Genomic DNA, 22,221 nt, shown 5'->3' with positions numbered 1-22,221 from the left:
CAAATGATAAAAATAGTACTGGGTCACTAAAAAAGTCTCTGAAGAATACGTCCATAAATGCCTCCTAATGTCTATGGGTTCATCATAGTGCGAGTTGGCAGAGGCTGATATGATCCAGATCAAGCTACTTTGTTGATTATAAAAAGCGTGATTGAGAAGTTGATTTGGATCAATAAAGTTAAGTCAAGTGGCGGAATGACCGGTAAGGAGGGGTTAGATAAAGTAAAGTAAAACAAACTTGAAGTAAAAAAAGTTTGACATGTTCAAAAAACAGCCTTAACTTAGTTGGTGTCAAAAATATTTTACTTGGAGTTAATTATATATGACTCGTTCAGAAAAGTTGAAAGAGCTTTTACAAAGTATAAGCTTCAGAGAGCTTACGCTTAGTATCGATTTATTGGTCAGCGTATATATTTCGTTTTTTTATGTAGACAGCTTAATTAACGCAACTACAGAGCAGCTCGCTTCGGTCTCTTGGCTGTCAGGGTTACTGCTACAGGTATTAACTTACTCTGTGGTACTTATGGTATTGAGCTATTTATTGCTCGCATTCATTAGTGATAACGAGTTAAAGCAGCCACTTGATGTTAGGGAAAAACAAATAAATTTAATTGGTTATAAGTATAAAGCGGTAATTTTACAAGTGGGTATTTGTATTGCTATTTTTCAATATCAAATTGAAGCGAATGGTTGGGGGCCTACTATTGAATACAACATTCCTTATTTACCTATGCATGTGATGGTAGGTGCTTTTTTAATTGCTGAAATAACGAACTACATAGCGCAGTTATATAAAGGTAGAACGGGTGATATCTATGAGTGAATATGCAATCAATAACTCTATTCGGACATTACGGTTTTTATACAATGAAATGACCCAAAAGCAACTCGCCGATGCTATTGGGGTAACGCGTCAGACTGTGATGGCGATTGAGGCAAATAAGTACTCACCGTCATTAGAAGTCGCCTTTAAAATTGCCGCCGTCTTTAAGTTACCTTTAGAGGAGGTATTTCAATATCGGGCGACCAATACGTAGCATGATATACGATATTAAAGTGGGGTGTAATGATAGGGGTTTACTGGCTCTTCTATAAAGTACAGTGTCTACTTTATCTGAGTTCGACGGCGCTGAGTTAATGATAGAAAAGTAGTTACAAGGTAATAAATTTCTGTAGGTCGTCATTTATGGCGATAATTTTTTTGAAGTAAAGTGATAAGCTAAATCACGGCTTTGCTTTACTCTTAAGCGAAGCGTCTCTTGACTTCTTTGTGAATAAATCACTTTAAGATCTTTTTGCACAAAGAGAAGGGAATGAGAAGTAAATGAGAGGGAATGAAAAATTTGATTGCAGTAAAGTTGGCTCTGGCAAGCTTGTTAGAAATAGCATCTGTTTGGGCTTATAATTTCAACTTTATTTTTTATACCTAGTAATAATGGTGGTAGACATTGAAAATTACACGGATAGTTAAATACACTTTAGTGATTATGCTGCTGCAAATTGCTTTATCGACATTACTCAATATTGTTGTTGGTTTTGAGCGCTATGCATCATCGAGGCTTGGCGATTACATTCTTATTGCAATCATCCCTTCTAGTGTCTTATCTTTTTTACTAGATGGTGTAATGGCATATCGCAGTGATAATTATGCTTGGCGATATGCATTTTATGTTTGTTTTTTAGGCTTTTTTCTTGGTGCAATAACTGTCTCATTGATCTTGCAAGAGTTTTACTTTTTCTCAAAAACTTCCATTATCGAGTTGCCCGTTTCATTGTTAGTTATTATTTTAGCAACCCTGACAGGGTTGAAATTGCAAAGAAAAACGAGCGCTTAAAGCTCACCAATATATAGTATTACATTAATGGTCTTGGAATCAGGCTCTAATGTTAATGTGTTAACTTTTTCCACCAACCCTGCTGTTGTTGCTTTTTCAAGTTTGATCTCTTTACTGAGTTAATAATAAAGAAGTAGTTACAAAGTAATGAATTATTGTAGGGCGTCATTTATAGCGACAACTTTTGCAGTAAGTTTGATAAGCTAAATCACGGCTTTGCTTTACTCTTAAGCGAAGCGTCTCTTGACCTCTTTGTGAATAAATCACTTTAAGATCTTTTTGCACAAAGAGAAGAGAATGAGAAGTAAATGAGGGGGAATGAAAAATTTGATTGCTCGTGGGAAATGGCTTTAGCCATGAATTATTTTTGTTAGTAGGATTGTCGCGCTAAAGCACGACCTACATGAGAGCTTTTACAAATATAACGATGTGTTATGTGGCGCGCTGCAAGGTGTTAGAGCAAAGTTATTAATTGTGGTTATCAACATCTTCTGCTGCTGTTTTTCTAGCTTTAGCTCTGCGCTGAGCAGTTCTTTACGAATTACAGTGTAATCTGTAATCTCGGTTTGGTTTGCTTTTAAATAGGCGCGGGTAGCACGCAGGGGCTTTAAAACCTGTTGATCAAATGCACTAATACATTGTTCAAGTTTGCTTAGCTGTGCTTGGCTAATTGCTAGATTGAGAGAGTCTAAATAATACAGTAACAAGCACAGGTTAACGTTTTTACCTTGCTGGTTTTGATAATCCAACAGGCGTGCTTGCATGCCATCTTCGCTATAAAGCTGACATGCAAATTGCCAAAAATCGTTGCTGTTAAGCAAGTTCATCGGCAAAGGCCTGTTCTTTTTCTTCCATCTCTTCAAGGGCCATAAGTAGCTCTTCTTCGATGTCGTTTACTTTGGGTGTTAATGTCGCTTGTTTGCTAATTAACTCTTTTAATTTCGCTTTGTTGTCATCGTTATAAAGCTCGTTATCGCCAAGTGCAACTTCCACTTCGCTAAGTTCTGCTGAGTGTTTATCAAGTTGTTTTTCAAGCTTTTCAATTTGCTTCTTAAGTGGTTGAACAGCTTTTCTAAACTCGGCTTCTAGGCGCTTTTGCTCTTTACGATTTACTTGTGAATTTGCTTTTGGTTCATCGTCAGCTTGAGTGGCTTTTGCCGCTTCTTTGTTGGCGTTGAGTAGCCATTGATAGTATTCGTCTAAGTCGTAGCCAAATTGGGTTACTTCACCGTTATCGACTAAGTAGTATTCGTCGGCGGTGTTTTTTAGCATGTGACGATCATGAGATACCGTTACCATCGCGCCTTCAAAGCCTTGCAGTGCCATAACCAAGGCATGACGCATCTCTAAATCAAGGTGGTTAGTAGGCTCATCCAGTAGCAGTAGGTTCGGTTTTTGATAAACCAGCATGGCTAAAACTAGGCGGGCTTTTTCACCACCAGAAAACGGTGCCACAGGCTCCAGAGCTTTATCACCAATAAAGGCAAAACCACCTAAAAAGTCGCGTAGCGATTGCTCGCTGGCTTTTGGGTTTAGGCGCTGTAAATGAGTGACTGCGCTGGCTTTTAAATCCAGTGACTCTAACTGATGCTGAGCAAAGTAACCAATGTTTAAACCCTGATGTTGGAACACTTCACCGGCTTGCGGTTGTAACTCACCTGATAGCAATTTGATTAACGTAGATTTACCCGCGCCATTACGACCAAGTAGGGCGATACGACTACCCGGTACTAAGTTAAGTTTAATGCTGTGCAATATGGTGGTGTCGCCATAACCTGCTTGCGCTTTATCTAGGGTCATCAAAGGGTTTGGCAGCGCGATTGGCTCGGCAAACTCAAAGTCAAACGGTGAGTCGGCGTGAGCGGGGGCTAGTTTTTCCATGCGCTCAAGCGCTTTAACACGGCTTTGTGCTTGCTTAGCTTTACTTGCCTTTGCTTTAAAGCGAGTAATAAACTGCTCAAGGTGGGCAATTTGCTCTTGTTGTTTTTCAAACATGGCTTGGTGCTGTAATAAACGCTCGGCTTTTTGGCGTTCAAACTGCGAGTAATTACCTTTGTATACATTGATCAACTGCTTATCAATATGCCAAATTTGATCAACCACGGCGTCTAAGAACTCACGGTCATGTGATATTAATACTAAGGTGCCTGTGTAAGCGCGTAAAAAGCGTTCGAGCCAATACACGGCATCTAAATCTAAGTGATTGGTTGGTTCATCCAGCAATAATAAATCAGCATCGCGAATCAGTGCTTGCGCAAGGTTTAAGCGCATCCGCCAGCCACCGGAAAAATCACTCACTGGGTTTTCGATTTGGTTATTGGCAAAACCTAAACCATGCAGCAGTTCGCCGGCTTTTGCTTCAATGCTGTAGCCTTTGATGTTTTCTAACTGAATATGAACCTTGGCTTGGGTGTCGCCATCGTTATTTTTTTCAGCTTCACGCAGGGCAATACGCAAGGCGTAATAGTCTGGGTGGCCTTGTAATACATAATCTATGGCGCTTATTTCAAGTGCAGGGGTTTCTTGCTTTACCGAGGCAATCGACCAATCTTTAGGAATGCTGCAATTACCGGCATCAAGCTGTAGCTCAGATTTTAATAAGCTAAACAGCGTCGACTTACCGCAACCATTTGCACCAACGAGGCCGACTTTGTGCTCTGGAAATAACGTTGCCGATGCATCTTTAAGCAGTGCTTTACCGCCGCGTAGTAATTCAATTTCTGAGATCTGGATCATGTATTATGCGCTTTACTGTGCCTGTGTGAACTTGGCGCTATCATAGCACGGAAGCTGGGCTATATTTCAATTGCTAGCGTATCAACTGAACAGTTATTGGGTTAAAATGCGGCGAGTTTCTTTTCTAACTGTGAGTAAGCGTAGTGAAGCAGAAAAAACGATTTATTGCTGGAGCAACCTGCCCAGAATGTAAAACAATGGATATGATGATGCTTTATAAAGAGCATGACGTAGAAAAAGTTGAATGCATGCAATGCGGCCATAAAATGGCTCAGCCAGAACAGGCAGTACAAGCATCAACACGCCAATTTGAACAAGTTATTGGCGTGTTTAAACCAGGCGACTAAGCCGCGCTGCAATCAATAATGCGGTGGTGGTGGCTCTGGCATATTTGACATCATCGACGGTGATGATTGCGACTCTTTAATTTTTTCAGCCAGTAGCTCTGTTTGGCGTTTCATTTTCGCTAACAGCTGCTGGTGAACCTTAATTTCGTCATTTAAAATTTCAATCGTTTCATCTTGAAAGGCTATTTTAGCTTCAAGTTCTGTTAAGCGATGTTCAATTGTGTTCATTTTTATCTCGTCTAATAAAGCGCTCAGCTATTCCACTGGAGCTTTCGGTTAACAACTTGGTATCGTTGTCAGTAAAAGCAACATCAAGCACCACCGCCGATTTAGGTCTGCTGCCTTCGCGCGGGGTGACATGCCAACTTTGAATTTTTTCACCGGTATCTAATTGCCATAACTCAACTAAGCGATTAGGCGAGCCGGTAGCAAGTAAGGTGCCTGCGTCATTAAAGCGTACCGCAGTGAAAATTTTCTGTCGGGCAATATACGCCAGTTTACTAACAAGATCACCTGTTGTCAGCTGCCATACATGTGCTTGTGCCATACTGTCTGCGGTAAATGCATAGCGACCTTGTGGATCAAGGGCCACTTGAGTCACTCTGGTTGGGTGATTAAAGCGATGGATCACTTGCCCTGAACGAGTGTCCCAAAAGTAGGCGACGTAGTCGTTAGAGCCACTGAGGGCAAAATGTCCATTAGGGGATAAATCCACCGCGTTAATTTTTTCTTGGTGGCCAAGGAACTCTATGCGTCTACCGGTCTCTAACTCGAGGTAAACGACCACGCCATCGCTACGGCCGTATAAAACGCTGCGACCTTGGTTGCTAATAGCGATATCTCGAATGGTGGCGGTTTTGATTTTGTAATAGCCGGTATTTTTACCGCTAGCAATATCCCAAACTGCAAAAGTGGTTTTTTCTGCGGTGACAGCATGGCTATTGTCATACGCAATGGCGACAGTGTGGACTAAGCTATCTTGAGCTCGCTGCTGAAACCATTGGTATTTTAGTACTTGCTGTTGATTATCCCACAGGGCGACCCCATGGTGTATGGATGAGATCAGGCTGTATTTGCCATCATGGGATACCGCTGAGGCAAACGCACCTCTAGCTGCATGCTCATAGCTTGCAGTCGCTTGGTCTTTTTGTTCTGAGCAGGCAATTAGTAAGGTGCAGCACAGAAGATACAAAAAAGTACGAAATATCGACATATTACAGGTATTTCCCCTTAACTCTTAGTGATTGAGAGGTTAGACTAGGGCACGTTAAAGGCCAAGGTTGTTTATCTAATAACTTGAAAGTGAGCGGTAGCTTGCAATCAGCAATTAGATAAGTAGCCTATCATGGGCCGTTAATCATTAACTAGTAATAATACAATAAATGACATCTGCAAAGTGTGTCGGAGATTTAAAATGAAAAAGACGATTAAATTGTCATTGATTGCAGCGTCAGTTTTTGCGCTAACAGCTTGTAATCAAGAAGCAAAACAAGAGCAAGCACCTGTTAAACTAGATACTGAAGCACAACAACAAGCATACGGCATCGGTGCATCTGTTGGTAACTTCTTAAATAAAGATTTAGCTGACAAAAAAGAGCTAGGTATTGAGCTTGATCAAACACTACTAATTCGTGGTTTTGAAGACGCCCTTGCTGGCGATGCAAAAATTGACGAAGAAAAAATTCGTGAAGTATTAACTGCATTAGATACATCAGTGCGTACTAAACAAGAAGCACAGGCTAAAGTTGAAGCTGAAAAGAGCCAAGCTGCAGGCGTTAAATACCTAGCAGATAACGCTAACAAAGAAGGCGTTACAGTTACTGAGTCTGGCCTACAGTATGAAGTGATCACTCAAGGTGATGGCGAAAAACCAGTTGCTACTGATGTAGTAAAAGTACATTACAAAGGTACTTTATTAGACGGCACTGAATTTGACAGCTCTTATTCACGTAACGAACCAACAACTTTCCCTCTTAACCGCGTAATCGCTGGTTGGACTGAAGGTTTGCAACTTATGCCAGTTGGCTCTAAGTACAAGTTCACTATTCCTGCTGAGCTTGCTTACGGCGACCGTGACTTAGGTAAAATTCCAGCTAACTCAACGCTTGTTTTTGAAGTAGAACTACTTGAAATTCAAGACGAAGAGCAGGCAGCTGCTGCAGAGTAATGAGTTATTCTGTATTGAGAAGGGGCTAATTAGCCCCTTTTTTATTGCTAAAATTTTAGCTGAAAGCGGCTTCTTTCATGGTCAACGTACCTGCATCAGCATTAAGCTCAATTTGCGTACCGACTGGTAAAATAAACTGTCGTTTAATATGGCCAATCATCGCGCCACGATAAGCAGGAATACCTAGTGGTTTAATGTAATCTGCAAAAATTTCATCAAGGGTTAATGAGCCATAGCCTCTACCAGGCTTACAGTCATTACAATCACCAAATACAAAACCGGCTATTTTATCCAGCGCGCCCATGAGCTTTAAAGTGCTAAGCATACGGTCAATGCGATAAGGTGCTTCATCAATATCTTCTAAAAATAAAATTGCACCGTCAAAATCAGGTAAATAAGCTGAGCCCGCCAAGGCCGTAAGTACAGTTAAGTTACCACCAATTAGTTGCCCAGTTGCTTTACCAGGTGTGATGGTTTGGGTGAGGTATTGGCTATTAACTAGTTCGTCTTCGGCTTTAGGTAAGTTGCTAAAATGCATGCGTGTTTGTTGTTCAAACATTTGTTTAAACTGCTTCACATGAAACGGGTTCCAGTTACTTGATGCATTGGGACCATGAAAGCTAACAATCCCCGCCTTAGCCAGCAACGCATTGTGAAGTGCCGTAATATCTGAGTAGCCCATCAATGGTTTAGCGTTAGCGCGGATCATGGCGTAATCGAGTAACGGTAAAATACGCGCAGCCCCTGAGCCACCTCGTAAGCAAAAAATAGCATCAACACTGCTGTCGCTAAACAGTGCATTAAGATCATCTGCACGCTGTGTATCAGTACCTGCAAGGTGCCCACGTCTGGCCATAATATTGGGAGCTAACTTAGCTTGGTAACCGAGTGCCTCTATAACTTGCTTAGCTAAAATAATATCTTTTTGATTTGCTGTTGCCGCTGATGGGCTAGCTACACCAATTGTGCCTCTTCTTGGCAAGGCGTTCGGCTTTTTTAAACTTAGCGTAGTTTGGCTTGATAGGTTAGCTGCTTGAACGCTATTGCTAGCGAGTAATCCTGCACTGATGAGTGATACAGACTTTAAAAATGTACGTTTATTCATAGTGAGCCTTTGTTATTTTTATACACAATGGCGCTATCATTACATTATGAAAATATAAATTTCAATTATTTGGGGTGGTTTGGAATATTTAATTTTTTATTGGTTGGGCTACAGTGAAAAAAACAAGGAGCTGGACTCCTTGCTGCATCATAATTGTGTGTTATTTAGGTGTGATTAGAATATAAATTATCGATTAATTCATCTTCTAACTCAAAGCGCAGCTCAAGTGCTTCGCCTAGTTTTGATAAGTCATCATCAAAATCTTTGAGTAAATCTTCTTTATCCACTTCCGCATATTTATCATTAAAATCAAGTGCAATATCGGTGGTTTCTGAAATTCGCGGATAAAGTTCACTTGCAAGCTGCTGGCTACTCGGGCCTTTTTGCTCGCATGCTTTGGCAATGTCGTCATACACTTCAAAATGCCCAGCAGATAAGTAATCCATCAAAATTTGACAAAAATTTTGGATCTGTAATTGATCTGGTAAAGCGTGGTCTTTTTGATCATACGGTGAAAAGCCAGCAATACGACAATATAAAACTAACAGCTCTTGACGTTCTGTAAGCCATTTATCGATAACGGTGTGGCTACCACCCCATTTTTGTTGAGCTTTTTCCAAACGCGTCAGCATTATCATTCTCCTTAGCTGGGTTGGTTTCTTCTATAACAATGAAATATGCAGTAAAGATCAACACATTTTTTAAATAATTTAGTAATAAAAGCTTAATGTATTGATATTTATGTAGTTATTATTACTACTTTGCAATTGTTTCAGGCAAGAAAAAACCACCATAAATGGTGGTTTAATTTCTTTTTCCATGACCTGTTAAAACAAGCTTTCTTATTGTTATGGGAAGATTTTTATTTTTGTTGTTATTAAATTTTTATTGTTTTTATTGTTAACGCGGAACAAGTTATACCAAGCTTTTTACAATGTTGCAAACATATTAATAAAAAATTTCAAATGTTACTGCGTGTTGCTCGGTTTTTAAGCGAAAAATAAAACCCATGATCTATATCTATCCAAGTGCGTTTTGCTGTTATAGCGATAGAGCGCTGTGCGATATGGTGATACAATCTGCGCAATTTCATAAAAGCTTTAGGATCACTTACGCATGAGCGAATTAAAAAACGACCGTTATTTACGTGCATTACAAAAACAACCAGTTGATGTAACTCCGGTATGGATGATGCGCCAAGCAGGGCGTTATTTACCTGAATACCGCGCAACACGTGCACAAGCGGGCGATTTTATGAGCCTGTGTAAAAATGCTGAGCTAGCGTGCGAAGTGACACTTCAGCCACTGCGACGCTACCCATTAGATGCCGCTATTTTATTTAGTGACATTTTAACTATCCCTGATGCAATGGGTTTAGGCTTGTACTTTGAAACGGGTGAAGGCCCTAAGTTTGAGCGCCCGATTTCATCATTAGCTGATGTTAAAAAGATTCCAAAGTTAGACCCAACTGATGAACTTGGTTATGTAATGAATGCGGTGAGCACTATTCGCCGTGAGTTGAAAGGTGAAGTGCCGTTAATTGGTTTTTCAGGTTCGCCTTGGACTCTTGCGACTTACATGGTTGAAGGTGGTAGCAGCAAGGTCTTCGGTAAAATAAAAAAAATGGCATTTGCAGAGCCACAAACACTGCACTTATTGCTTGATAAGCTAGCCGACTCTGTGATCGATTACCTAAATGCGCAAATTAAAGCGGGTGCACAGTCACTCATGGTATTTGACTCATGGGGTGGCGTTTTAAGCCCACGTGATTACAACGAGTTTTCATTACAATATATGCATAAGATTGTTGATGGCTTAATTCGTGAATACGATGGCCGTAAAGTGCCTGTAACGCTGTTTACTAAAAATGGCGGCCAATGGATAGAAGCAATTGCTGCAACTGGCTGTGATGCCGTAGGCCTTGATTGGACTATAAATATTGGCGATGCCAAACGACGTGTTGGCGATAAAGTGGCGCTACAGGGTAATATGGACCCGTCAATGCTTCATGGCACACCAGAACGTATTCGCGAAGAAGTAGCAACAATTCTTAAGGATTTTGGTACCGGTAATGGTCATGTATTTAATTTAGGCCACGGTATTACCCCAGATGTAGATCCTGAAAATGCAGGTGTATTCATAAACGCAGTGCATGAATTTAGCGCGCAATACCATAAGTAATAATATGTTAAGTAACGAGTAATTAGTTATTTTTGTCATTAAAAAAGCCCGCTTACATTAAGCGGGCTTTTTGTTAGTCGTTATCAATGGTTATTTAAACAAGCGATTCAAACCATTTAACGCCGCAACACGGTAGGCCTCAGCCATGGTTGGGTAGTTAAAAGTGGTATTTACAAAGTAATCAATATTATTGCCGCCATTTTTTTGTTCCATAATGGCTTGGCCAATGTGCACGATTTCAGAAGCACGCTCGCCAAAACAATGCACACCTAGTACTTCTTTGGTTTCAGTGTGGAATAATATTTTTAAACTACCTACTTCGGTACCGGCAATCTGTGCTCGCGCTAAGTGTTTAAACTGCGCACGACCCACTTCATAGGGGATTTTAGCAGCAGTAAGCTGTTGCTCGGTTTTACCCACAGAGCTCATTTCAGGAATGGTATAAATACCTGCCGGAATATCAATAATGAGTTTTTCATCGCAGTTGCCACAGGCAATCGCATCGGCTGCAATGCGGCCTTGATCAAACGCCGCACTGGCAAGGCTAGGGTAGCCAATGACATCACCGACTGCATAAATGTTATCGACCTCAGTTTGGTAAGTTTCATTAACTTTTAACTGCCCGCGGCCATCGGCTTTTAAATCAACCGCTGCAAGGTTAAGTCCGTCAGTGTTGCCGGTGCGACCATTGGCAAATAAAATACAGTCAGCTTTAACGCGTTTGCCTGATTTTAAATGCATAACAACGCAATCATCACGGGTTTCAATGCGGTCAAACTCTTCGTTATGACGAATTACAATGCCGCTATTCCAAAAGTGATAGCTTAACGCATCTGAGATTTCAGCATCCATAAAAGCGAGTAAGCGGTCGCGAGTATTTACTAAATCTACCTTTGCGCCTAAACCCTTAAAGATCGAAGCGTATTCACAGCCAATTACCCCAGCGCCATAAATTAAAACGCGATGAGGGTCATGCTCTAGCCCTAAAATAGTATCGCTGTCGTAAATACGTGAATGGGTAAAGTCGACTTCAGGTGGACGATAAGGGCGAGAACCTGTAGCAATAACAATGGTTTTAGCAGTTAGTCGTTCGGTTGAACCATCAAGACGTTTAATTTCAATCGTGTGCTTATCAACAAAGCTGGCATCACCTTGAAACATATGAATGCGGTTACGGTCGTAAAAGCTACTGCGTAAATTTGATTGCTTAGAAATAACCGAGCTGGCGTGGCGCAAAATATCAGGAAACGTTAACCGACTAGGGCGCTCACCGACATTAAACAATGGGTTTGCTTTGTATTCTATGTAGCGGCTAACAGAGTGACGTAGTGCTTTTGAAGGGATAGTACCCCAATGTACGCAACCACCACCAACGGCAGCTTGGCGTTCGATAACGGCCACTTTTTTGTTGCTTTTAGACAGGTTCATGGCGGTACCTTCACCGCCAGGACCTGTGCCTATAATAATTGCATCATACTGAAATGATGGTTGTTCTTGCTTTACTTGTTGTTTGGCCACAGCCACTCCTACATTAGCTAAAAGAGGCTTTTAATAACCTCGCATTGAGTGCAAGCCACGCCTGTTTTTGGTTTTCCCAGGCCGCTTCCAACTCATGATATTGTGTCATTAAAGCTGATTTTTCGCATTGTTGCAGCATGTTATTCTTTTTAACTTCTAATACCTGCTTTTTTAGTGCGCAATAGTGCTGTAGCTTTTTCAGCAATAAATCGTACTCTTGCTGCAATAATGTAAGCTTATCTTGCGCTAAAGGCAATTTAGCTAAACGGTTTTGCGTTCTATTCATTAACGTTTCGGCTTTAGCTTTTTCGATGCGTTCAACCGGCGTACGTTTTAATTTTTTAGCAAGACCAACAGCCGCAAAAGCGCGGATCATCCATTTTGTTGGATCATAATGAAACCATTTTATGCCATTGCGATAGTCACTGGCAAAAATATGATGAAAATTATGGTAACCCTCACCATAAGTAAATAAGGCTAAAAAGCCGTTATCACGGGCGGTATTTTTTTCAGTGTAAGGACGAGAGCCCCAAATATGTGCTATTGAATTAATAAAAAAGGTAAAGTGCTGGCTCAGTACTAAGCGCAATAATCCTGCTAATAATAGCATGCCAATTACATCACCAATTACTAACCCCAGTAACAGTGGAATGCCAATATTAGTCGCTAGCACTAATTTCATATAATGGCGGTGTTGCCACATCACTATTTTATTGCGTTGTAAATCACGACAATTACTGTAATCACCATAGCTGTCGCCTTGGTAATCACGAAGCATCCAGCCGATGTGGCTATACCAAAAGCCATTAGTTGCAGCATAAGGGTCTTTTACAGGGTCATCAACTTGGCCATGATGAACGCGATGGTCACTACTCCAGTGCAGAGCACTATTTTGCAGTGCAAAAGCACCACCTAAAGCAAAAAAAGCTTCAACAAAAGGGTGGGCGTCGTAAGTTTTATGGGCCCACAAGCGATGGTAGCCAGCGGTAATCGACATACCGGCATAAAACATACAAGCAACGAAGGCAATCCAATGCGCGCTAGTAAACCCGTAGGTAATTCCATACCAAGGTACTAAGATGGCGGCTGCCAAAAAGGTAATGCTAAAAAATAGGACGTTGGTCCAAATAATCGGTGGTTTTTTCATCTGTTCAAATCTGAGCGTACACTTGTAAGCTAAAATAATATTTCATTCTCCTGCCGTCAAGTATTAGACTGGGGAATTAAGATAAAAATCACCATAAATTGATTTAAATTAAATCAAGGAGTAGTTCATGTCGGGTGTTCGCGCGCAACAGAAACAAAAAACACGACAAGCTTTAATTGAGGCGGCATTTAATCAATTAAGTGCTGATCATAGTTTTTCTAACCTCAGTTTACGTGAAGTAGCTCGTGAAGCCGGTATCGCGCCAACCTCATTTTACCGCCACTTTAAAGACATGAATGAACTGGGTTTAACCATGGTGGATGAAGCTGGTCTAACACTGCGCCAATTAATGCGCCAAGCACGCCGACGTATAGCCAGTGGCGGCAGTATTATTACCACCTCAGTGGTAACATTTATGGAGTTTATCGATAATTCTAGTAACCAATTTAGGCTACTACTACGGGAACGTTCCGGCACTTCTAAAGCGTTTAGAGCCGCTGTAGCCCGTGAAATTAAACACTTTATTTTAGAGCTTGCCCACTACCTTGAAAGCGAAACTCCCTGTGATGCAACTCATGCGTATATTCAAGCAGAGGCTATGGTAACGCTAGTATTTAATGCCGGTGCTGAAGCCCTTGATATTGAAGGCCAACAACGAGAAGAGTTAGTCGAGCGCTTAATTTGGCAATTACGCTACATTACTCGTGGCGCTAGCAATTATGTACGAGATGGGAATAAAGAGTAAAAAATAACAAAGAGTTAATCTAGGCGAAGGCTGTAAGCTGATTAGTTTAATAGACTTTTATTTTTGTTTTTTTTGTGTTTTTTTATGCTTTAAATTTAATTTTTTGGATTATTATTTCTTTTTATGTGGTGTTAAATTCCTTTTCTTGGAAATATTATGCTTGCTTGTATTGTTTTGAAGTGTTAAAAATAGGCTTCACTGAACACACACATTTAGTAAAGACGATGCAAAATACTCATTTAATTACATTAAAACTAAACCTCTTACTGCTAGCGCACGTGAGCGGGGATTAGTGTATTTGCATTAAGTAAACACAAAAAACCCCGCAATATGCGGGGTTTTTTTTATCTCGCAACCAGGGCAGCTGAGAATTAAGGGTAGATTATGCAAGAACAAGATAAAGTATGGATTTTCGACACCACCTTACGTGATGGTGAGCAAGCGCTGAAAGCGAGCCTAACTGAAGAAGATAAAATCCAGCTGGCGCATACTATTAGCCGCCTAAATGTGGATGTGATGGAAGTTGGTTTTCCGGTTTCGAGCCCCGCCGATTTTCGTTCAGTACAACGTATTGCCACAGAAGTAAAAGGCCCGATTATTTGCGGTTTAGCACGCGCTGTTGCTAAAGACATTGAAGCTTGTGGTGAGGCACTTCGCAGCGCACAGCAAAGTCGAATTCATACTTTTATTGCTACTAGCCCGTTGCATTTAGAACACAAACTACGCATGAGCTTAGATGACGCCACTGCTATGGCAGTTAAATCAATTAAGCTTGCCCGTAATTATACCGATGATGTGGAGTTTTCATGCGAAGACGCAGGCCGTACTCCACATTGGGATTTATGCAGAATCGTTGAGCAGGCCATTAATGCCGGTGCATCAACGATTAACTTACCGGATACCGTTGGTTTTGTAACACCAGACGAATACGCTGCAATGATCCGCCATTTAATGAATAACGTGCCAAACATTGATAAAGCACGGTTAAGTGTACATTGCCATAACGATTTAGGTTTAGCCGTTGCCAATTCAATTGCTGCGGTACAAGCCGGTGCAAGGCAGATAGAATGTACCATTAATGGTATTGGAGAACGTGCAGGTAACTGCTCGCTTGAAGAAGTGGCGATGATCATGAAGATGCGCCAAGACCACTTAAAAGTGTATACCGATATTCGCAGTGAAGAAATCTATCGCGCCTCACGCCAAGTGGCAAAAATTTGTAATATGCCTGTGCAGCCGAATAAAGCCATTGTTGGTGAGAACGCCTTTGCTCACAGTTCGGGTATTCACCAAGATGGCGTATTAAAAGCGCAAAACACCTATGAGATTATGTCGCCAGAAAGTGTTGGTGTGCCAAACAATCAATTAAACATGACTTCACGTTCAGGACGCCATGTTATTGAGCATCGCCTTGAAGAATTAGGCTATCAAAAGTCTGATTATGATATGGACAGCCTATATGAAAGCTTCTTAACCCTTGCCGATCAAAAAGGTACTGTGTACGACTATGATCTAGAAGCGATGATTTATTTTAACCAAATCAGTGATAAAGACGAAAAGTACCAGTTAGAATTTGTTAACTCAACGTCTAACTCGCAGTCGGTTGCCAGCTCAACGATTGGGATGACGATTGGCGGAGAGTCAAAGCAAGAAGCGGCTACCGGTAATGGCCCTGTAGAAGCGTCATTCTTAGCGATTGAGCGCTTAACAGGCATGGCTGTTGAGATGATTGAATTTAATTTAGAGGCGACCGGTGAAGGTGCCAGTTCACTTGGCCAAGTCAATATTATAGCGAAATACGATGGCCGCCCTTATCACGGTGCAGGTATCGCGGCGGATGTGGTTGAGGCGTCAGTACGCGCCATGATCCGTGTTTATAACTTAATTTATCGCGCACAAAAAGTGTCAGATTTAAAACAACAAAGGAAAGCAGGATGAGTCAATCAAATTATAGCGTTGCCGTTTTAGCAGGCGACGGTATCGGCCCAGAGGTAATGGCAGCAGCAGAGCAAGTATTGGATGCTGTAAGCAGTAAATTTGGTTTTACTTTGACTCGCCACCCACATGCGATTGGTGGTGCTGCTATCGATGAATTTGGTAAAGCATTACCTGATACTACCTTAGCGGCATGTGAAAGCGCCGATGCAATTTTGTTTGGCTCTGTGGGTGGCCCTAAGTGGGAAAACTTACCGCCAAACGAACAACCTGAGCGTGCATCACTTTTACCACTGCGTAAACATTTTGGTTTGTTTTGTAATTTGCGCCCAGCACAATTATTGCCAGCACTAAGCGCGGCATCGCCATTGCGTGCAGATATTAGCGCGCAGGGCTTTGATATTTTATGTGTACGTGAACTTACCGGTGGCATTTACTTTGGTGAAAAAGGCCGCAGTGGTGAAGGGGCTGATGAAGCCGCTTTTGATACGCAAACTTATTCGCGTAAAGAAATTGAACGTATCGCACGTTTTGCCTTTGAAGCAGCAAAATTACGCAACAATCATGTTACCTCAGTTGATAAAGCCAACGTACTCGCATCAAGCGTATTATGGCGCGAAGTGGTTACAGAGGTAAGCAAAGACTACCCAGAAGTGAGCCTAGATTATATTTACGTTGATAACGCTGCAATGCAACTAGTAAAACAACCAAGTCAGTTTGACGTGCTACTGTGCGATAACCTATTTGGTGATATTTTGTCAGATGAATGCGCCATGATCACAGGTTCTATGGGCTTATTACCATCAGCTAGCTTAAATCAATCAGGCTTTGGCTTGTACGAACCTGCTGGTGGCTCTGCGCCAGATATCGCGGGTAAAGGGATTGCTAATCCTATTGCGCAAATTTTAAGTGCAGCGTTAATGCTACGTTATTCACTTGGCCAAGATGAAGCCGCACGTAGCATTGAAAAAGCCGTTGCTGAAGCGGTCGAAGCAGGTGTTGGTACACCAGATATTTACCCAAATGCGGGTTATACCACCCAAGATGTTGCTGCTGCGATTGTCGAGAGAATATAAAACAGCAGGATTTAAACAATTATTCGCTCGCTGCACCGTCACGCAGCGGGTCAAACCAATTAGGGGATCAGCAAGTGGCCCAAACCTTATACGATAAAATTTGGCAAGCACATGTCGTTGCCAGTATTAATGAGCAAACCGACTTACTTTATATTGACCGTCATTTAGTACATGAAGTGACATCGCCGCAAGCGTTTGCAGGCCTACGTGAAAAAAACCGTACAGTACGTTGTCCTGAAAAAACCATCGCAACCATGGATCATAATGTATCGACCAAAAGTCGCTCATTAGATGCCGCCAGTGAAGTATCAAAAAATCAATTAATGGCGCTTGATGCCAACTGTAAAGAATTTGGCATTACGCTTTATGATTTAAACTCAATTAACCAAGGCATAGTACATGTCATGGGGCCTGAGCAAGGGATCACTTTACCGGGCACAACCATAGTCTGTGGCGATAGCCATACTTCAACGCACGGTGCATTTGGTGCACTTGCTCACGGTATTGGCACGTCAGAGGTTGAGCACGTACTAGCAACGCAAACGCTACAACAGAAAAAAGCTAAGTCATTAAAAATTCAAATTAATGGTGTATTACGACCAACTGTGACGGCCAAAGATTTGATCATGGCGGTGATTGGTAAACTAGGTACCGCCGGTGGAACTGGTTATGTAGCTGAGTTTTGTGGTGAAGGCATTGAAGCACTGTCAATGGAAGCGCGTATGACATTGTGTAACATGAGTATTGAAATGGGCGCAAAAGCAGGTTTAATCGCACCGGATCAAATTACTTATGATTACTTAAAAGGTCGCCCGTTTGCACCGAAAGGCACAGATTTTGATGCCGCAATTGCCTACTGGGAAACGCTAAAAACTGACGAAGGCGCACAGTTTGATCTAGTTGTTGAGCTAGAAGCGAGCAGCATTCAGCCGCAAATTACTTGGGGCACCAGCCCTGAGCAAGTTATTGGTGTTGATGAGTGTATTCCTGATCCAGATAAAGAGCCTGATTTGATCAAAGCTGATGCGATCCGTAGTGCCCTTAAATACATGGGTTTAACAGCTGGTGATAAGTTATCGTCAGCGACGGTAGATACGGTATTTATTGGTTCATGTACCAATAGCCGTATTGAAGATTTACGCGCTGCCGCCCAGATTGTTGAAGGCAAACAAGTAGCCGCCGGTGTTGAAGCGTTAATTGTACCAGGCTCTGGCTTGGTTAAAAAGCAAGCAGAAGATGAAGGCTTAGCCGATATTTTCAAAGCTGCTGGTTTTGAGTGGCGTGAACCGGGTTGCTCAATGTGCTTAGCGATGAACGATGACCGTTTAGGCGCAGGCAAGCGCTGTGCATCTACGTCTAACCGTAACTTCGAAGGTCGCCAAGGCCGAGGTGGTCGTACACATTTAGTCAGCCCTGCGATGGCTGCTGCTGCAGCAATTCATGGTCGCTTTGTTGATATTAGAGGAGAAGCCAAATGAGCATCTATTTTAGCGGCTTAATGGCCCCACTTGATAAAAACAACGTCGATACCGACCAAATTATTCCTAAGCAGTTTTTAACCTCAACCAGCCGTGACGGCTTTGATGCAGCCTTGTTTTACGATTGGCGTTATTTAGATAACGGCGAGCCAAACCCTGAGTTTATTTTAAATCGCCCTTGTTACCAAGGTGCACAAATATTATTAACTCGTGATAACTTTGGCTGTGGCTCATCACGTGAGCATGCACCGTGGGCACTTAAACAATACGGTTTTGAAGTGATTTTGGCAGAAAGCTTTGCAGATATTTTCTTTAACAACTGCGGTAATAACCAAATGCTTGCGATTGCATTTCCAGCAAAAACATTGGAAGACTTATTTGTACTGAGTGAACAGCACGACGATATTCATATCGACATCGATCTTGAAAATCAGGTGCTTACCAGCAATAAGTTTGCCCCAATCAGTTTTGATATCCGTAAAGACGTAAAAGAGCGTTTATTAAGCGGCTTAGACTTTATCGGTGTAACCGAAACGCTGAATCCACAAATTGATGCGTTTGAAGCAAAGCTTAACGCCGAGCGTCCTTGGCAGTAAAGGTTTACTCAATAAGTGAATGAAACGCGGCTAAGGCCGCGTTTTTTATTGCCGCAGTTAAAAATAGTTGTTAACTTCGGAACGTTATTGGCAATTAAATATTATAAGAACTATTTATGCGAACGCTTTCTCCAAAATACATAGGCATTATTTTAGGTGTGCTTTATGGAATATCTATGCGGTTATTCCTAGAGTTCAGTGATAAGTTTAACTTCGGCAGTTTAGTCACTATTTCTTTTATGTTTTTAGTCCCTGTTGCGATTGGCTATATTCGAGTTTATTTTGAATGCACATCAGAGACATTGTTAACCTATAAGCAAATGGCCGTTAAGGCCTGGCAGCCTATTTTTGTGTTTTTATTGGTAAGTATAATCACTCTTTTAGAGGGGAGTATCTGCGTCGCCATGGCGCTACCTGCATTTATGTTATTTGCAAGTATTGGTGGTTTATTGGCCGGTTTTGTACATAGAACCTTGGTACAAAAAAGTAAAAAAGCAGCAATGTCGATAGTGCTGCTCCCCTTGATGTTATCACCTCTAGAGGTGAATTTTTTAAAGTTATCGCAAACATATGAAGTTAAAAACTCAATTGTTATCAATGCGCCAATAGATGTTGTTTGGCGGCAATTGGCGAGTGTGAGTTACATTGCAGACGAAGAGTTCCCAATGTCATTTTCACAATTAATTGGTATTCCTCGGCCTTTGCAGGCGGATATGGATTCACAAGGTGTAGGAGCCGTGAGAACCAGTAAATGGCAAGGTGGTGTTGTATTTAAAGAGGTTATAACGGATTGGCAGCCAAGAAAACAAATGCTCTACCAGTTTGATATCGATCCTGATTTGATTCCGGACAACGCACTAGACAAACATGTAAAGCTAGGAGGGGAATATTTTTCACCTCTCTATGGAGGGTATTATTTAACAGCAACAGCTAATGGACAAACTATGTTAACTTTAAAAACAACGGTTGAAGATAATACCAACTTTACTATTTACTCTCGCTTATGGGGGGAGTTTATTTTTCAAGATTTTCATAACTCATTATTAAAAATGATAAAAAACAGAGCAGAAAAAGTTGTTTGAGTTATTTGTTTTAGGTGGCTAACTTTCTTTAGATTACTTATAACTGAATTCCCATTCACCGCGATTACTTCCTTTGTATTTATTAACAGGCTAAGCTGCAATTTTATACTTTTAGGAACATGCTATGAAATTATTAACTGCTGCGACTTTATTACTTGCGTCTACGGCGGCTTTTGCACGCCCTGCGCCTTTGGTATCTATTCCAAGCCATGATGGCTTTTTTGATAATATTGCTGCTCACTGCGGTAAGGCGTATGAAGGAACTGTAACGGTTGATAATGCCACAGGACCAAGTTCGTTTGCCGGTAAAAAATTAGTTATGCATGTTCGTAAATGCACTGATAGCGAGTTACAAGTGCCGTTTCATGTCGGTGAAGATGCATCGCGTACCTGGATCATTACTAAAACTGGCAGTGGCTTGAGCTTAAAGCACGATCATCGTCATAAAGACGGCACTGATGATATATCGACTATGTATGGCGGCCATACAATTGATGCGGGCTTTAAGAGTGTGCAGTCTTTCCCTGCCGATCAGTATTCAAAAGAATTGTTTGTTAGCCAAGGTATTCCACAGTCGATTGGTAATACGTGGCAAATGTATATCTACCCAGAAAAATTCACTTACCGTTTAATTCGCCAAGGTCGCGAGTTTCGCGTTGATTTTGATTTAACTAAACCAATTACACCGCCAGCTTCACCTTGGGGCTATAAAGACTAAAAAAGCAAAGGCTAGTCTTTTGTCGGTTCAGTCTCACATTGTAGTAATACTGTTAAAGGTGGCTGATATTTGCGGGGTTTGGTTGGGAAACGATCATACTCTTGTACACCATCAGTCACTTTTAGCATAAACGGATTTCCGCGACATAAACGATCAGCATGGCGCAGTAAAAACACGCTTTGGTTTTTAAAATGCTGATAGTCGTCAGACTGAATTTCTAGATGATAGTTATTATCGTCAATTTTAGTTTGGTAATAATGTACTTTTTCATCGAAATCATAGAGTTTTTCGGTCTCGCCTTTTTCAGCTAATGCAACATTACAACCTACAAGCAGCGCGAGTATGGTGATAATTGTTAGGCTATTTAGCATTTTTCCTTTCATAAACCTTGAACTCCATTATTGTATTGCACCCTTGATTTAACTAAAGTGGTGCCTCAGTTATGATTTAAGTCTAACACCCAAAAAGGGAAAATGTGATGTTCAAACAAATTAAACAGCTTTTTTCGTCATTTAGTGAACAACCATCAACGATGCAAGAGCATGATCTGAAAACGGCGATAGCAGCACTATTGATTGAGGTGATGCGTGCTGATAGTGAGCAGCAAGCAGATGAACTCCAAACGTTAGCATTAACTTTAAAAAAGTATTTTAATTTAAGCGATGAAGACGTTGCACAATTAACAGAGCAGGCCGGCGAAAGTTTAGATGAAGCGATTGATTATTTTCAGTTCTCTAAACAAATCAATGCTCAATGTAGTGCCGAGCAGCGCATTGAAATAATTGAATTGCTGTGGCGTTTAGCCTATGCAGATGGTGAACTTGATCCGCAAGAAGAATATGTCATTCGTCGCGTTGCTAGTTTATTGTATGTAACCCATGAAGACTTTATCGCCGCCAAATTGGCAGCGACAAAACTTTCATAAGCGGTTTATTTATTTAATTTGCTGGCTACGCTGACTAATTGCTGGGCAAGACCTGCAACACGTTCCGCTGTCACAGGGTCGCTAATGCGGCCTGTTTCATCCAGCACGGTATGAATTGCTGGTACTGCTAATTGGTCGGCAAGTACTAGGCTGCCAATGCCTGATAAAATATCGCGAACGTGATTCAAGCCGCGTAGGCCGCCTAACCCACCAGGTGATGAGGCATATAATGCCGTTACCTTGTTACGAAATGCAGGTACCGCGCCTTGCTCTGTGCGGGATGCCCAATCAATGGCATTTTTAAGTACAGCGGTAATTGAACCGTTGTACTCAGGGCTGGCAAGTAAAATACCATCGGCAGCGCGAAGTTTGTCTTTTAAAAGCTGTGCGCCTGTTGGCGTGCCTTGCGCTTCTATATCTTCGTCAAACATAGGTAAGTTTAAATCGCCAAGTTTGATCACTTCAACTTCTGCACCGCTTTCTAATGCAAAACGGGCTGCTTCATTGATCAATTTTTGGTTAAAGCTGTCTTTACGTAAGCTGCCTGCTAAGGCAATAATTTTTGGTGCAGTCATGGTGTTCGCCTTAATTAATTAATTTAGTTTGTCTGTTAGTTACTTTAGCAAATAT

24 protein-coding genes are annotated in these 22,221 nt (G+C 41.5%); 14 read left to right on the top strand and 10 right to left on the bottom strand.

The window, feature by feature from the left end; genetic code table 11:
- Positions 1-322: 322 nt before the first annotated feature.
- From V7783_RS19360 to V7783_RS19350, 3 genes are all read left to right on the top strand, one after another.
- Entirely contained in the window at positions 323-823 is a 501-nt protein-coding gene (locus tag V7783_RS19360; RefSeq protein WP_335680124.1) for a hypothetical protein, read from the top strand.
- Positions 816-1,037 (top strand): helix-turn-helix transcriptional regulator, encoded by a 222-nt coding sequence (locus V7783_RS19355; RefSeq protein WP_335680132.1) that lies wholly within the window; start codon positions 816-818, stop codon positions 1,035-1,037. Before V7783_RS19360 ends, V7783_RS19355 begins: the two co-directional genes overlap by 8 nt.
- Positions 1,038-1,487: 450 nt before the next feature.
- Positions 1,488-1,835 (top strand): hypothetical protein, encoded by a 348-nt coding sequence (locus V7783_RS19350; RefSeq protein WP_335680123.1) that lies wholly within the window; start codon positions 1,488-1,490, stop codon positions 1,833-1,835.
- Positions 1,836-2,248: 413 nt separating this feature from the next.
- On the opposite strand, the gene V7783_RS19345 is transcribed toward V7783_RS19350, so the two are convergent.
- On the bottom strand, positions 2,249-2,662 hold the full coding sequence (locus tag V7783_RS19345; protein ID WP_335680122.1) for a TIGR02444 family protein: 414 nt from the start codon (positions 2,660-2,662) through the stop codon (positions 2,249-2,251).
- Entirely contained in the window at positions 2,649-4,571 is a 1,923-nt protein-coding gene (locus V7783_RS19340; protein WP_335680121.1) for an ATP-binding cassette domain-containing protein, read from the bottom strand. Before V7783_RS19340 ends, V7783_RS19345 begins: the two co-directional genes overlap by 14 nt.
- Before the next feature lie 143 nt (positions 4,572-4,714).
- On the opposite strand from V7783_RS19340, the gene V7783_RS19335 reads away from it, so the two are divergent.
- Positions 4,715-4,918 (top strand): YheV family putative zinc ribbon protein, encoded by a 204-nt coding sequence (locus V7783_RS19335; protein ID WP_029216159.1) that lies wholly within the window; start codon positions 4,715-4,717, stop codon positions 4,916-4,918.
- Between the two features lie 12 nt (positions 4,919-4,930).
- Here V7783_RS19335 and V7783_RS19330 read toward each other — a convergent pair whose 3' ends face one another.
- Positions 4,931-5,146 carry a SlyX family protein gene (locus tag V7783_RS19330; RefSeq protein WP_064667692.1) on the bottom strand — a complete coding sequence of 72 codons (216 nt, stop codon included), beginning with the start codon at positions 5,144-5,146 and terminating at the stop codon, positions 4,931-4,933.
- On the bottom strand, positions 5,133-6,131 hold the full coding sequence (locus V7783_RS19325; RefSeq protein ID WP_335680120.1) for a WD40 repeat domain-containing protein: 999 nt from the start codon (positions 6,129-6,131) through the stop codon (positions 5,133-5,135). Before V7783_RS19325 ends, V7783_RS19330 begins: the two co-directional genes overlap by 14 nt.
- A gap of 201 nt (positions 6,132-6,332) precedes the next feature.
- Between V7783_RS19325 and fkpA the strand changes: the two genes are divergently transcribed.
- Entirely contained in the window at positions 6,333-7,085 is a 753-nt protein-coding gene (gene fkpA / locus V7783_RS19320; RefSeq protein WP_192540589.1) for an FKBP-type peptidyl-prolyl cis-trans isomerase, read from the top strand.
- Between the two features lie 55 nt (positions 7,086-7,140).
- On the opposite strand, the gene V7783_RS19315 is transcribed toward fkpA, so the two are convergent.
- Positions 7,141-8,190, bottom strand: a complete 1,050-nt coding sequence (locus V7783_RS19315) for a S66 peptidase family protein (protein WP_192540590.1) — start codon at positions 8,188-8,190, stop codon at positions 7,141-7,143.
- 164 nt (positions 8,191-8,354) lie between these two features.
- The gene (locus V7783_RS19310) at positions 8,355-8,822 is read right to left on the bottom strand and encodes an Rsd/AlgQ family anti-sigma factor (protein WP_064667696.1); all 468 of its coding nucleotides are present in this window, start codon (positions 8,820-8,822) and stop codon (positions 8,355-8,357) included.
- 484 nt (positions 8,823-9,306) lie between these two features.
- Here V7783_RS19310 and hemE point away from each other — a divergent pair, with 484 nt between their 5' ends.
- Positions 9,307-10,371 (top strand): uroporphyrinogen decarboxylase, encoded by a 1,065-nt coding sequence (gene hemE, locus V7783_RS19305; RefSeq protein WP_064667697.1) that lies wholly within the window; start codon positions 9,307-9,309, stop codon positions 10,369-10,371.
- A gap of 90 nt (positions 10,372-10,461) precedes the next feature.
- On the opposite strand, the gene sthA is transcribed toward hemE, so the two are convergent.
- Positions 10,462-11,889 (bottom strand): Si-specific NAD(P)(+) transhydrogenase, encoded by a 1,428-nt coding sequence (sthA, locus tag V7783_RS19300; protein ID WP_192540591.1) that lies wholly within the window; start codon positions 11,887-11,889, stop codon positions 10,462-10,464.
- Positions 11,890-11,902: 13 nt separating this feature from the next.
- Positions 11,903-13,036, bottom strand: a complete 1,134-nt coding sequence (locus tag V7783_RS19295; protein WP_192540592.1) for an acyl-CoA desaturase — start codon at positions 13,034-13,036, stop codon at positions 11,903-11,905.
- A 127-nt stretch (positions 13,037-13,163) separates the two neighbouring features.
- Between V7783_RS19295 and fabR the strand changes: the two genes are divergently transcribed.
- From fabR to V7783_RS19260, 7 genes are all read left to right on the top strand, one after another.
- Entirely contained in the window at positions 13,164-13,781 is a 618-nt protein-coding gene (gene fabR, locus V7783_RS19290) for an HTH-type transcriptional repressor FabR (protein ID WP_064667700.1), read from the top strand.
- Between the two features lie 384 nt (positions 13,782-14,165).
- A complete protein-coding gene (gene leuA / locus V7783_RS19285; protein WP_335680119.1) occupies positions 14,166-15,719 on the top strand; it encodes a 2-isopropylmalate synthase in 1,554 nt (517 codons plus the stop codon).
- Positions 15,716-16,792 carry a 3-isopropylmalate dehydrogenase gene (gene leuB / locus V7783_RS19280; RefSeq protein WP_335680118.1) on the top strand — a complete coding sequence of 359 codons (1,077 nt, stop codon included), beginning with the start codon at positions 15,716-15,718 and terminating at the stop codon, positions 16,790-16,792. Before leuA ends, leuB begins: the two co-directional genes overlap by 4 nt.
- 74 nt (positions 16,793-16,866) lie before the next feature.
- Entirely contained in the window at positions 16,867-18,270 is a 1,404-nt protein-coding gene (gene leuC / locus V7783_RS19275) for a 3-isopropylmalate dehydratase large subunit (RefSeq protein WP_335680117.1), read from the top strand.
- Positions 18,267-18,866 (top strand): 3-isopropylmalate dehydratase small subunit, encoded by a 600-nt coding sequence (leuD, locus tag V7783_RS19270; RefSeq protein WP_335680116.1) that lies wholly within the window; start codon positions 18,267-18,269, stop codon positions 18,864-18,866. Before leuC ends, leuD begins: the two co-directional genes overlap by 4 nt.
- Before the next feature lie 116 nt (positions 18,867-18,982).
- A complete protein-coding gene (locus tag V7783_RS19265) occupies positions 18,983-19,948 on the top strand; it encodes a hypothetical protein (protein WP_335680115.1) in 966 nt (321 codons plus the stop codon).
- Positions 19,949-20,072: 124 nt separating this feature from the next.
- A complete protein-coding gene (locus tag V7783_RS19260; protein WP_335680114.1) occupies positions 20,073-20,666 on the top strand; it encodes a hypothetical protein in 594 nt (197 codons plus the stop codon).
- An 11-nt stretch (positions 20,667-20,677) separates the two neighbouring features.
- Here V7783_RS19260 and V7783_RS19255 read toward each other — a convergent pair whose 3' ends face one another.
- Entirely contained in the window at positions 20,678-21,049 is a 372-nt protein-coding gene (locus V7783_RS19255) for a hypothetical protein (RefSeq protein WP_442961397.1), read from the bottom strand.
- Between the two features lie 95 nt (positions 21,050-21,144).
- Here V7783_RS19255 and V7783_RS19250 point away from each other — a divergent pair, with 95 nt between their 5' ends.
- A complete protein-coding gene (locus tag V7783_RS19250) occupies positions 21,145-21,591 on the top strand; it encodes a tellurite resistance TerB family protein (RefSeq protein WP_335680113.1) in 447 nt (148 codons plus the stop codon).
- 5 nt (positions 21,592-21,596) lie between these two features.
- Here the strand turns inward: V7783_RS19250 and V7783_RS19245 are convergent, their stop codons facing one another.
- Positions 21,597-22,166, bottom strand: coding sequence for an NADPH-dependent FMN reductase (locus V7783_RS19245; RefSeq protein WP_335680112.1), 570 nt, complete (start codon positions 22,164-22,166; stop codon positions 21,597-21,599).
- Positions 22,167-22,221: the final 55 nt, after the last annotated feature.

This window comes from Pseudoalteromonas sp., assembly GCF_036960685.1.
Lineage (GTDB): Bacteria > Pseudomonadota > Gammaproteobacteria > Enterobacterales > Alteromonadaceae > Pseudoalteromonas.
This window is presented reverse-complemented; position numbering and strand designations above follow the sequence as displayed.